The following is a 12,011-nucleotide window of genomic DNA, read 5'->3' as shown; positions in this document are numbered from 1 at the left end:
ATCCAAAACTTTACCTTCGATTAAAGCACAAAAATCCGGAAGGCGGGCATTTTTTTCAAAACGTCCCGCTTCCGGATGTACGAATTCTTAAAAAATCAGTTCTTAAAGCTGTGAATCGGCGCCGGAATCCGGCCACCGCGGTCGATGAACGGCGCACAGTTAAAGGAGTTCACCGGCATCACCGGCGCATATCCAAGCAGCCCGCCGAATTCGACCATCTCGCCGACGTCTTTACCGATGACCGGGATGATGCGTACGGCCGTCGTTTTGTTGTTGACCATGCCGATCGCGGCTTCGTCGGCGATAATGCCGGAGATCGTTTCCTTGCTCGTATGGCCGGGAATGGCGATCATATCCAGGCCTACCGAGCAAACGCAGGTCATGGCTTCCAGCTTTTCGAGCGTCAATGCTCCCCGTTGTACGGCTTGGATCATGCCGTGGTCTTCGCTAACCGGAATGAACGCACCGCTCAAACCGCCGACATAGGAGGAAGCCATTACGCCGCCTTTTTTCACGTTGTCGTTCAGGATAGCCAGCGCTGCCGTCGTGCCTGGCGCTCCCGCCTCCTCCAGACCCATCACCTGAAAAATTTCGGCGATGGAGTCGCCGATTTCCGGCGTTGGCGCCAGCGACAAATCGATAATGCCGAAAGGAACCCCCAGCCGCTTGGAGGCTTCCTGAGCGACCAGCTGGCCGACGCGGGTGACTTTAAACGCCGTCCGCTTAATCGTTTCGCACAAGGTTTCGAAGTCCTTGCCTTTCACTTCTTCCAGCGCCCGTTTCACCACACCGGGGCCGCTGACGCCAACATTGATGACGCATTCCCGTTCGCCTACGCCATGGAACGCGCCGGCCATAAACGGGTTGTCCTCCACGGCGTTGCAGAATACGACCAGCTTGGCGCAGCCAATGGAGCTCCGGCCCTCGGTACGCTCGGCCGTTTTGCGGATGATGTCGCCCATCAGCTTGACGGCGTCCATGTTGATGCCGCTGCGGGAGGAACCGACGTTGACGGAGGAGCACACGCGCTCCGTAACGGCCAGCGCTTCGGGAATGCTGTCGATCAGAATCCGGTCGCCGGTGGTGCAGCCTTTTTGTACAAGCGCGGAGAAGCCGCCGATAAAGTTCACGCCGACCTCTTTGGCTGCTTTATCCAGCGCTTCCGCTACCGGCACGTAAGAATCGGTTTTGAGCCCGCCGGCCGCAATCGCGATCGGCGTTACCGAAATTCGTTTATTGACGATCGGCACGCCAAACTGCTTCTCCAGGTCCTCGCCCGTTTTGACCAGCTTTTCGGCCGAACGGGTGATTTTATCGTAAATGTTCTGATTGAACACCTTCAAATCCGAATGGGCGCAATCCATCAAGCTGATCCCCATCGTAATCGTCCGCACGTCCAGATTCATTTCCCGGATCATGGAATTCGTTTCTTGTACCTCTACGCGTGAAATCATGATGTTTATCTCCCTCCCCTTAGATCCGGTGCATAATGTTAAAAATATCCTCATGCTGCAGCTTGATTTCCACGCCAATGGACGCGCCAAGCTCCTGCAAATTTTCAACGAGGACTTCGAACGATTTCGATGGCGCGGAAATGTCGACGATCATCATCATGTTGAAATAGTCCTGCACGATCGTTTGCGAAATATCCAGGATATTAACGTTGTTCTCGGCTAAATACGTACACACTTTAGCAATGATGCCGACCTTGTCTTTTCCCAGTACGGAAATGATTCCTTTCAAAGATGGTTCCCCCTTTTATTTGCTTTCTCTGCCCGTCGTTCTTCGGACGAATCCGTTCTGATTATTATGGCAAAAGTAACGAAAATCTTCAATGAGAGTTTTTGATCACAAAAAAAGATTTGCCCTTTGGCGGATTTCCGCAGGACAAATCTTCATAATCTCTTCAAATGAACCGGTGCGTTGATAAGCCCAAGCTATCCTCGTACTGCTTTTTCAATAAAGCAAACAGGACGGCATCCACGAACTGGTTTTTTTCAAAAAAACATTCTTTCAAATATCCCTCTTCGTGAAACCCCGTCTTTTCGAGCAAATACCGGGAACGAATGTTGTCGGGATCGATGAAAGCTTCAATCCGGTTGAGCCCTAGATCCTCAAAACCATACCGCAGCACTTCCTGCAGCACTTCGCTCATCACGCCTTGCCCCCAGTATTCGGGAGTCAATTCGTAGCCGATTTCGGCTTTGTAATTTCCTTTGGACCAGTTATGAAACCCGCAGGTCCCGATCACCCGGTCGTCCTCCGACTTCACCGTAATTGCCCAGCGGAATCCCCTTTTCTCCAGGTAACGCGTATTCCAGGTCTGGATTAACTCTTCGGCCTGCTTCAGCTCAACGAAGCTCTCCAGATCGTAATATTTTGTTACCTCGTCCTTGGAAAAATAGTGAAACAAATCTTTTGCATCTTCCGGGGTCAGGTTCCGCAAAATAAATCTTTCCGTTTCGAGCTGAGGAAACCATTTCATGCCGACCGGTCCTTTCCTATAGGATCAAATTACCTTTATTATAGGGGAGGACCGGCGCCAAAAGATAGTCATTAGGTACGCACGCGTTGGACGGACCCGGCGCTTGCTCAGGATTCGGAAACGACGGTAAAGCGGCGGTTCAAGTGCTGCGGATTTTCGATTTCATCGATGACCGCGATGGCGTAATCCTCATAGCTGACATAGCTTTCCCCTTTGGAGTTCACCAGCAGCTGATCCAGGCCCGCTTGATAAGAACCGGTGCGTTTGCCGAGAGCAAACACCGCGGACGGGCTGAGGAAGGTCCATTTAACCCCTTCGGATGCTTGCAGGTTTTTGAGGTTTTCGGCCGCCGCGGAAGCCGCCGGCAAATACTCGGCCGGAAAATCCGGAGTATCGAGCACCCGCAGTGTTTTGGCTTCGTCGACGTAAAGACTGCCGGCTCCGCCTACGACGATTAATCTCGTGCTTGGCGCGCCTTTAAAAACTTCAATCAAGCTTTTGCCTGCGTCGATGTGCAAATGATCCTGTCCCGGCGCGGCGTTAAACGCGTTGACAACCACGTCAAACGGCTTTACATCCTCCGCGGTCAAGGCGAAAATATCCTTTTCGATAACCGGAATATCTTTAAACTCCAATTTGGAAGCATCGCGAACGATCGCCGTCACTTCATGCCCCCGGTCCGTTCCCTCTTTGATAATCCGGCTCCCCGCCTTGCCTGCCGCCCCAATTACCGCAATTTTTGCCATGTTGATAACCTCCAGTTTATTCGTTTTTTTAATTGATGAGTACCCGATCGAGATTACGATTCCACTGCCAGCTTAATGCCGATTTGGAATGGGTCGGCAAAACTGAGCTCGTGATCTTCCCTGACGTACGGCAAGCCCGCTTGAGAAAGCCGCTGTTCCACAGATGCCAAGGCAGGGTCATCCGGCAACGTAATGCTGAAATACCGCAGTCCCACCGCATCTTCCGGCGCTGGCGGCGCACCTGCTCCCGCCCATAAGTTTAGTCCGATATGATGGTGGTAGCCTCCCGCGGAAATGAACAAAGCAGCCCCGCCATAATGAGCGGTAACCTCAAAGCCTAAAATGTCGGTGTAAAATTGCTTCGCTTTCTGCAGGTCGCCAACGTGAAGATGCACGTGCCCGATCCGGGTTCCTGCCGGAAGCCCCTTCCACTCCGCTTGCGCGGACACGTCCAGCAGCCCTTCTACATCAATAGGATCGGTGCCCATAACATATTCGCCATGGGCGTTTTTCTTCCATGTTTCCCTCGGGCGGTCGGCATATATTTCAATACCGTTATTGTCCGGATCGTTCAGATACAACGCTTCGCTGACGAGATGATCCCCTTGCCCGACGGCAATGCCGTGCTTGGCCAGGTTGCGCAGCGCTAAACCAAGCGAGGGCCGGTCCGGAACAAGAATGGCAAAATGATATAAACCGGACACCGTCCGTTCCGGCAGGACGCGAAAACGCTCATCTTCTTCGAGAATGAGCAAGGCCCGTTCCCCATCGGCCGAGAGTTCCGCCACGTTTCCGTTTTGCTTCATCGGCTTTAAGCCGATGACCTCCCGGTAAAATGGCACGGATTTCTCCAAGCTGCGTACCTTCAACCGCACAGTGCCGATTTGCGCGTCCGCATGAATGGTTGTCGTCATAAGGTTCTCCTCCTTTACTATTCTTTCCTGCTATTGCCTGAATGCTCTCTATTTTGAAGCGCAATCTGGTTGTAATCAAGTTAATTACAAGTTAACCTGTAATCAGTATAGTTACATGTAATTCGATTGTCAATCGTCAATTTAAAAGATGCCGAACATCTCCCATTTTTGCCAAGTTACTTTGGGCAACAAAAAAATGCCCTGAAAATCAGGGCATTTTAATGAATCGTCAATGCGGATAACCCGTTTACACCGTTTCCTTGGATAACACGTCTTCGACGATATCTTGAAGCGTAACGGCCTCCAGCGTTTTCTCCATCGCCCTTTGGGCGAACGTGAAAATCGGCTCGATGGCCTCCTGAATGTTGCGGCCGACCGGGCAATCCGGATTGGGTTTGTCGTGTACGGCGAACAAGCCATCCTCCTCCACCACATGGACGGCCCGGTATATATCAAGCAGCGTGATCGCGTCCAAATCTCGGGCAAGCTTGGCGCCGGCCACGCCCGGACGGGCTTCGACGAGCCCCGCTTTATTCAGCATGCCCATGATGCGGCGGATGACCACCGGATTCGTATTTACGCTGGAAGAGATATACTCCGAGGTACTGACTCCGTCCTTGTTGATCTCAAGGAGGGACAAAATATGAATCGCAACGGCAAATCGCGAACTGATCGTCATGCTCAAGTCCATCCCCCTTCATCTCTTCTTGTAACAATATTAGTTACAAACAAGTCGGATTGTCAATAACCCTTGTTACATACCCACGATCCGCATCCATCCCCATTAACGGCCGTCCAGCAAATTACCCAGCCCGCCGAGCAGGCTTCCTTCCTCTTTGCGTCCCGTGTAGCGCGAAGCGGAGATCACCCGATCTGCCATCCGGCTGAACGGCAGCGATTGGATCCATACTTTCCCCGGACCGCGCAGCGTCGCAAAGAAAAGCCCTTCTCCGCCGAACAAAGCGGATTTAACGCCTTTCACGAATTCGATATCGTAATCGACCGAAGCCGTCATGGCAACGAGACAGCCGGTGTCAAGCCGCAGCACTTCACCGGGAGCCAGATTCTTCTCGATGATCATCCCGCCGGCATGCACGAAAGCCAGACCGTCGCCTTCGATTTTTTGCATAATAAAGCCCTCTCCGCCAAAAAAGCCCGTTCCCAGCTTGCGCTGAAATTCGATGCCGACGGAAACGCCTTTGGCGGCGCAAAGAAACGAGTCTTTTTGGCAGATGATTTTGCCGCCAAGCAGCTGCAGGTCCAGGGGCACGATTTTGCCGGGATAAGGGGAAGCAAAGGTGACGCCCTGGCGGTTATAACCCGCATTGGTGAACACGGTCATAAACAAACCTTCTCCGGTCAGCAGTCGTTTGCCCGCGCCCATCAGCTTGCCCATCAAACCGCCACCGCCCTGATTGCTCCCGTCGCCGAAGATCGTTTCCATTCGGATGTCCGGATCCATCATCATGAAACTGCCCGCTTCCGCGACAACGCTCTCTCCCTGATCCAAGTGAATTTCCACGCATTGCATTTCGTTCCCCATGATCACATAATCGATTTCGTGTGCATTCATCCGCTTAACCTCCGCAATTTTATAAATTTATGATATGAAATAGTTCGTTTTTAAACCGTCCGGCTGCATTTACCCTTTAAGAATCGAGCTGATCACGGGAAATGAGATCAAGTTTCTTACCTGGTATACGTTGGCTACCGAATCCGGATGCTCCCCGATGATTCCCCCTTGTAGAATCGCGGCGCCAAATCCTCTTTCCCTCGCTCCGTTAAAGGTAAAAGTCACGCAGTATTCGGCGGCAAACCCGCAGGCGATTACAAAATCGGTATCCCGGTCAAGCAGCAGCTGTTCCAGATCCGTCTTCCAAAAAGAGTTGCTCCATTCCTTGGTGACGTGAAGGTCGGTTTGGGCAATTTTGATTTCGGGAACGACTTGAAAGCCTTCCGATCCGGGTTCCCCCGCCTCCAAATCCTGAATAATCACGACAGGACGATCAGCCCTACGAAACAGGTCGGCCGTATAGTTGATGTATTCGCTTACTGCCGGAATTTCCGCCCGCGACCGGGGGTTTAATGTAAACAAGCCATTTTGCAAATCGATAATCAATAATGCGGGTTTCATAAATCGCTCCACTCTCCCAAGGAATATTTTGCCTCATCTGTTCCATTATACACTGTCCCGGTGTTCTATTTAAGATGAGTTAAGAAGCGCTTGTGGGGCAGCCGTATGAAACATTCTTCCGATCGCTGTTGTTCCTGGATTTCTTGAATTAATTGCCCATTGTCTTTCTTTTGTTCAACTTAAATAATTTGCCGCTTAGAAAATTGTTGACCCTCACATTAATGTCAGGGTTTATAATAGCTTTACTCTCGGAAGTTCCCCTAAGGAAAGAAGGTGAGGACGGAGTATCATGAAAATCGGCGAATTATCGAAGGCAACCGGCGTCAGCATCCGCTCGATTCGTTATTATGAACAGCTGGGGCTGATCTCGTCCAATCGGCTCGAAAACGGGTACCGCGATTATCACAGCTTGTCCGCCGAGCAGGTGAAGACGATTCAGTTCTATTTAAGCCTGGGTTTAACGACGCAGCAAATCGCCGGCTTCCTGCAGTGCGTGATGACCAGCAAAGAAGCGTTTTGCCGGGAAGTTATGCCCGTTTATCGCGGCAAGCTTCGGGAAGTGAACGAACAAATCGCCACTTTGTCCGCCATCAAGGCCAATTTGGAGGAGCGGATCGCGTTTATGATTCAAGAAAATCCGGAATGGGAGGTTTTACAATATGACGATGAAAAGAATAACCAGTGAAAACGAGTTTACCCGGGAACTAGCCTCTTCAGGGCTGACCCTTGTTGATTTTGACGCCCCTTGGTGTCCGCCTTGCAAAGTGCTTGGACCCCTTCTCGAGGATCTGCATGAGGAGCTTGGCGGTGAAGTAAACCTTTTGAAGGTCAATACCGATGAGTTGCCGGAGCTGGCCTCCACATATGGGATTATGTCGCTGCCGACCGTTATTTTCATGAAAAACGGCAAACCGCTCGAGAAACTGATCGGCTTGCGCCCCAAAGATGCGTATACCCGCTTGATTGACGAGTTCCGGCTCAGCGATACGGCTGGCGGCGCCCAAGCCTAAGACTAACGCAAAACGGCACTTTCCCATAAACTTTCAAGGAGGGAAGTGCCGTTTTTTTAAGGTTTCAGTACCACTTTGATGCAGTCCTCTTCTTTGTCATTGAACACTTTGTATCCGTGCTCGCCTTCGCTTAGCGGCAATCGGTGCGTGATAATATCCGTCGGGTCAAAACGTCCCGACCGGATTTGCCCGAACAACCCTGGGATCAGATGAATGACCGGAGCCTGGCCCATTTTAAGCGAAATGTTGTGTTCGAACAGATGGCCAAACGGAAACAAATTGTAGGTTAGCCCATACACGCCGGTCACTTGAATAGTACCGCATTTACGTCAATGACCACGTCCGCTCCGCCTTTCGTAATCTCCTTAAGATGCTGCTCCAGATTGGAAATTTTCTCAAAATTAAAAGTTTCAACGGAGTTGGTGCGCTTGGCATGCTCCAGCCGATATTCCAGATGATCGACGGCAATGACGCGTTTCGCGCCTTTTTGCCAGGCAAATTTTTGCGCCAGCAGTCCTACCGGTCCGCAGCCAAGAATGATGACGGTATCCCCTGGTTTTACTCCTCCGTTTTCTACACTCCAGTACGCGGTAGGAACAATGTCGGACAGGAATACAAGCTTCTCGTCTTCGATCTCCGCTTCCTTTGGGATGACGAATGGTACAAAATTGCCGAAGGGCACCCTGAGCAGCTCAGCCTGTCCCCCGGCATAATCCCCGTTGCGCGCGGAATAACCGAAATATCCGCCCGTTTCGCGAGTTTCGTTGGCATGATCACATTGGCTTTCAAGCTGATTCCGGCAATAAAAGCATTCACCGCAAGCCACGTTAAACGGGATGATCACCCGGTCCCCTTTTTTCACTTCGGTGACATCCCGCCCCGTCTCTTCAACAATCCCCATGGGCTCGTGTCCTATAATATAATCGTCGTACATGCCCAGAATCTCTCCGTTATAGATATGCAGATCAGAGCCGCAAATCGCGGTTGTGGTAATTCGCACGAGCACGTCATCGTCTTTTTGCAGTTTGGCGTCGGGCATCTCCTTGAAGCGAACTTTCTTTTTTCCTTGGTAAGTAATGGCCTTCATACCTTTCACATCCTTGCGCATTTACCTTCATTGTGCGTATGTAGAAGATGAATTATGAAATTCAGGCATAAAAAAATACCGGCTGCGCGGGATGATAAGCTCACGCAAGACGGTATTTTTATCGTTCTCGTTTAGTCATAGACCAATATGCCGCGAACCTGCTTCGCCTGTTCGATAAACGGTCCTTCCGACAGGTTGTTGAAAGCCAGGTGAGTTGCCCGCAAGCTGAGCAGCTTGTCGCCCGGAGTCAGGCCGAAAGCTTGCCATGTCGATAACGGGAGCGCAAAGTACTGATTGCTATTCAAGTATGTCCAGCAAAAGGTCCGTTCCTTAAAGGTAATCGTCTGCCCTTCGGGTATCTTAAATTGTTGAAGCTGTGGGATGCTGGCGAATACGGTGGCGAGCGGTGAATTGGCGATCAGCTCCTTGCATACGACGCTGAATCCTCTCGTTGTATTTCGCCCTGTCATTAGGATAATGTTCGAGTCCGGTCTGATATTGTATTCCTGCAGGGCTTGATCGGGCAGGTAAAAAGATCCGTCAGGAAGTATCTTACTCCATGCGTAAAAAAACTTCCCGCATTTGGCATTTACTGCCATGATTTATCATCCCCCGTGCGAAAATTAATCTATTTATTAGATTTATCATCGCGCAAGCAGAGGGGCTATCGATATGATTTTGATCACGATTACAAGGCATTTAGGACGCTTTGGGTAATTATTCCGTTATTTCCTCCGCTTTACTAACCACAAAGATTTTATAGGCCTTTATGACTATGATTTTAAGCATCATGTAAAGCGGAATAGCCAGGATCATTCCTAAAATCCCCATGAAATCGCCGGCAATCAGGAGCAAAACGATGGTTGTCAGCGGATGGATATTGATCGTTTTTCCGTATATATACGGTGAGATCAAATTGCCTTCGATTTGTTGGGCAATGACCACGATGACGATGACCCAAATCACCATGGACGGGGAAACGGTAAAGGCCACGATGACGCACGGAATCGCGCCAAGCAGCGAACCGAAATAAGGAATGAAATTAAACAAAGCCCCCACAATCGCAAGCAGCAGCGGATAAGGCAGTCCGATCAGCCAAAAGCCGATGAAGCTCATGACGGCAAGCAGCATGGAACTGATCATCCGTCCGGCAATAAAGCCTTTCAGCATATTGTCGATATCGTGGATTACCCGTTCCCCGTCCTTCCGGTACCGTTCCGGCATCATCCGAACAAGCGCCGGCGTAACCCGCTGATCCTCCTTGAGCATGTAATACAGGAAAATAGGCACCGTACCGACCACAATGAAAAATCCGTTCAGGAACGTGAACACCTGCGATAAATAACCGGTCACGGTTTCAACCAGCGAATTCACGTATTCGGTCACTTTGTCCATAAGCTGAGTATTACTCTGATCCGCAAACATGGAGAAATAGCGGTTGTTCCGAATGTCGTTCATTTGCGTTTGAATTCCGGCAATCAGTTTTGGGACGTTGGCCATGAACTCCGTAACCTGCTTTTGCAGCGGCGGCCATACGACCATGAAGAAAATTGTGATCACTCCGGCAAACATGCAGTAAATCAGCAGAATGGCCAGCATCCGGTTCAATTTGCGGCCTTCCAGAAAGTGAACGATCGGCCGCAGTAAATAATACAAAAATCCGGAAATCGTGAGCGGTACGATTAAAATCTGAACCAAAGTCACAATGGGATTAAAAATGAAGTTTACCTTGTGCAGCAAAAAAATGATGGTAAGCAGCAAGATGATCCCCAGCGAGATCTGGTAAAACGGTTTCTGCAGCAAAAACGCCTCCTCCTTTCCTCTTGCTGTAAATAAGATATGTATCTATATAAGTTGAACCAAAGATTGAATACGTATAACGGCAGCGCCCAGTTACTTTTTCACTGGTTCAACATAAATAGTCCAGTTTTCCCCTCTACTGTCCTTCACGCCTCAGGCAGCGTGTCCAGCGCGGCATCCAGCAGTATATCGAACCACTCGTCATCCTCTTCAATACGGGCATCCACGGTTAGAAGCTCTTCTTCATCTCCGGATTCGCCGGCGTAATTCAGGCTGTAATCCCATTCCTGGCCCTTTTTGCTGAAAAACGTAATTTCGTAACCTACTTTGTGAAATTCCACCTCGAATACGGTTTTGCCGAGATAGGTTCCGTCGGCCTCCTTGCGCATCTGGGCTTCTTTAATGATCATCTTCATTCGAAAATCTCCTTTTCAGGTTCAATTCTGCCTTTATTGCAATATCGTACCATGTTTTAAATCAATATCAAACGGTGCGGATTACAAAAACCAACAAGAATATTGTATGATATAGAAATAACCATTTCCAATGACGGAGGAGAAAAAATGAGCGATTTTCAAAGCAAGCTGCAGAAATATGCGGAATTGGCGGTCAAAATCGGAGTCAACGTGCAAAAAGGTCAAAACCTGATTGTGAACGCGACGATCGATTCGGCCGAACTGGTGCGCTTGATAGTAAAACAAGCCTATGAAGCTGGCGCACGCTTCGTAAAAGTGAATTGGAGCGACGACACGGTTACGCGGCTGCGTTACGACCTGGCTTCGGACGATTCGTTTCTGGACGAACCGAAATGGTACGCAGGCGAGATGTTGGAATTGGTGGAAAACGGAGCGGCCGTCCTTCATGTCATTTCATCTGACCCGGACCTTTTGAAAGGCGTGTCTACCGATCGTTTGACGAATCACCAAAAAACGTACGGCAAAGCTATGAGCAAATACCGCCAATACCAAATGTCGGACAAGTTCAGCTGGTCCATCGTGGCCGTTCCGTCGCCAGTTTGGGCAGACAAAGTTTTCCCGGATCTTCCCGAAGATAAGCGTGTTGAAGCTTTGTGGGAAGCCATCTTCCGCACCGTACGGCTGGATCAGCCCGATCCTGTTGGCGCATGGAGACAGCATATCGAGAACCTGAAGCAGAAATCCGATTATTTGAACGGCAAGAAATACAAGAAACTTCACTACATAGCGCCGGGCACCGATTTGACGATCGAGCTTCCGGAAGGCCATCTTTGGGTAGCCGCGGAAAGCATCAACGCCCAAGGAAACACGTTCCTTGCCAACCTGCCGACCGAAGAGGTGTTTACCGCACCGCACAAGACCGGAGTTAGCGGCAAAGTGTCCAGCACCAAACCGCTCAGTTACCGCGGAACGATCGTAGACCGTTTCACTCTTACGTTCGAAAACGGACGAATCGTCGATTATACGGCTGAAGTTGGCGCGGATGTGCTGAAACAGCTTGTCGAGCTCGACGAAGGCTCCCATTACTTGGGCGAAGTAGCGTTGGTTCCCCACGGGTCGCCGATTTCGCAATCCGGCATTTTGTTCTACAACACGCTTTTTGACGAAAATGCCTCCAATCACCTTGCGATCGGCAATGCCTATGCCTTTAACCTGGATGGCGGCAAATCGATGACTCCCGACGAGCTTGCGCAGCACGGTTTGAATTCCAGCTTGGCGCACGAAGACTTTATGGTCGGCTCCGGCGAAATGGACATTTTCGGAATTACCGCCGACGGCAAGGAAGAACCTATTTTCGCAAAAGGAAACTGGGCATTCTGATTTAAGCTCCGACGTTAAAAAGCCAAACCGCGTTCTCTC

At 50.3% G+C, this 12,011-nt stretch carries 14 protein-coding genes and 1 pseudogene; 3 read left to right on the top strand and 12 right to left on the bottom strand.

The features are described 5' to 3' along the window. Positions 1-95 precede the first annotated feature (95 nt). From ACI48K_RS19355 to ACI48K_RS19320, 8 genes are all read right to left on the bottom strand, one after another. On the bottom strand, positions 96-1,454 hold the full coding sequence (locus tag ACI48K_RS19355) for a DUF711 family protein (protein WP_475029268.1): 1,359 nt from the start codon (positions 1,452-1,454) through the stop codon (positions 96-98). A gap of 19 nt (positions 1,455-1,473) precedes the next feature. After that, complete coding sequence (locus tag ACI48K_RS19350; RefSeq protein WP_475029267.1) at positions 1,474-1,743, bottom strand: ACT domain-containing protein; 270 nt, start codon at positions 1,741-1,743, stop codon at positions 1,474-1,476. A 163-nt stretch (positions 1,744-1,906) separates the two neighbouring features. Continuing rightward, a complete protein-coding gene (locus ACI48K_RS19345) occupies positions 1,907-2,485 on the bottom strand; it encodes a GNAT family N-acetyltransferase (RefSeq protein ID WP_475029266.1) in 579 nt (192 codons plus the stop codon). A 107-nt stretch (positions 2,486-2,592) separates the two neighbouring features. Continuing rightward, positions 2,593-3,231 carry an NAD(P)-dependent oxidoreductase gene (locus ACI48K_RS19340; protein WP_475029265.1) on the bottom strand — a complete coding sequence of 213 codons (639 nt, stop codon included), beginning with the start codon at positions 3,229-3,231 and terminating at the stop codon, positions 2,593-2,595. 53 nt (positions 3,232-3,284) lie between these two features. After that, complete coding sequence (locus ACI48K_RS19335) at positions 3,285-4,145, bottom strand: VOC family protein (RefSeq protein WP_475029264.1); 861 nt, start codon at positions 4,143-4,145, stop codon at positions 3,285-3,287. A gap of 247 nt (positions 4,146-4,392) precedes the next feature. Further along, positions 4,393-4,824: an Rrf2 family transcriptional regulator gene (locus ACI48K_RS19330; protein ID WP_475029263.1), complete on the bottom strand. Its 432-nt coding sequence runs from the start codon at positions 4,822-4,824 to the stop codon at positions 4,393-4,395. Between the two features lie 105 nt (positions 4,825-4,929). After that, positions 4,930-5,718 carry a TIGR00266 family protein gene (locus tag ACI48K_RS19325; RefSeq protein ID WP_475029262.1) on the bottom strand — a complete coding sequence of 263 codons (789 nt, stop codon included), beginning with the start codon at positions 5,716-5,718 and terminating at the stop codon, positions 4,930-4,932. Positions 5,719-5,787: 69 nt separating this feature from the next. Continuing rightward, complete coding sequence (locus ACI48K_RS19320; RefSeq protein WP_475029261.1) at positions 5,788-6,279, bottom strand: isochorismatase family protein; 492 nt, start codon at positions 6,277-6,279, stop codon at positions 5,788-5,790. A gap of 289 nt (positions 6,280-6,568) precedes the next feature. On the opposite strand from ACI48K_RS19320, the gene ACI48K_RS19315 reads away from it, so the two are divergent. Continuing rightward, positions 6,569-6,964, top strand: coding sequence for a MerR family transcriptional regulator (locus ACI48K_RS19315; protein WP_475029260.1), 396 nt, complete (start codon positions 6,569-6,571; stop codon positions 6,962-6,964). Then, positions 6,939-7,289, top strand: coding sequence for a thioredoxin (gene trxA, locus ACI48K_RS19310; protein ID WP_475029259.1), 351 nt, complete (start codon positions 6,939-6,941; stop codon positions 7,287-7,289). The genes ACI48K_RS19315 and trxA overlap by 26 nt, the downstream gene beginning before the upstream one ends. Before the next feature lie 56 nt (positions 7,290-7,345). Here trxA and ACI48K_RS19305 read toward each other — a convergent pair. The 4 genes and pseudogenes from ACI48K_RS19305 to ACI48K_RS19290 form a co-directional block, all read right to left on the bottom strand. Beyond that, positions 7,346-8,376 (bottom strand): annotated as a pseudogene (locus ACI48K_RS19305) (alcohol dehydrogenase catalytic domain-containing protein). A 131-nt stretch (positions 8,377-8,507) separates the two neighbouring features. Next, positions 8,508-8,975: a hypothetical protein gene (locus ACI48K_RS19300; protein ID WP_475029258.1), complete on the bottom strand. Its 468-nt coding sequence runs from the start codon at positions 8,973-8,975 to the stop codon at positions 8,508-8,510. A gap of 118 nt (positions 8,976-9,093) precedes the next feature. Continuing rightward, positions 9,094-10,179, bottom strand: coding sequence for an AI-2E family transporter (locus ACI48K_RS19295; protein WP_475029257.1), 1,086 nt, complete (start codon positions 10,177-10,179; stop codon positions 9,094-9,096). 143 nt (positions 10,180-10,322) lie between these two features. Beyond that, the gene (locus ACI48K_RS19290) at positions 10,323-10,592 is read right to left on the bottom strand and encodes a hypothetical protein (protein WP_475029256.1); all 270 of its coding nucleotides are present in this window, start codon (positions 10,590-10,592) and stop codon (positions 10,323-10,325) included. Positions 10,593-10,739: 147 nt separating this feature from the next. Between ACI48K_RS19290 and ACI48K_RS19285 the strand changes: the two genes are divergently transcribed. Then, positions 10,740-11,972 carry an aminopeptidase gene (locus tag ACI48K_RS19285; protein ID WP_475029255.1) on the top strand — a complete coding sequence of 411 codons (1,233 nt, stop codon included), beginning with the start codon at positions 10,740-10,742 and terminating at the stop codon, positions 11,970-11,972. Positions 11,973-12,011 lie beyond the last annotated feature (39 nt).

The organism is Paenibacillus terrisolis, from assembly GCF_056171975.1.
The sequence above is the reverse complement of the archived record's forward strand: the minus strand, read 5'-3'. Positions and strand labels throughout refer to the sequence as shown.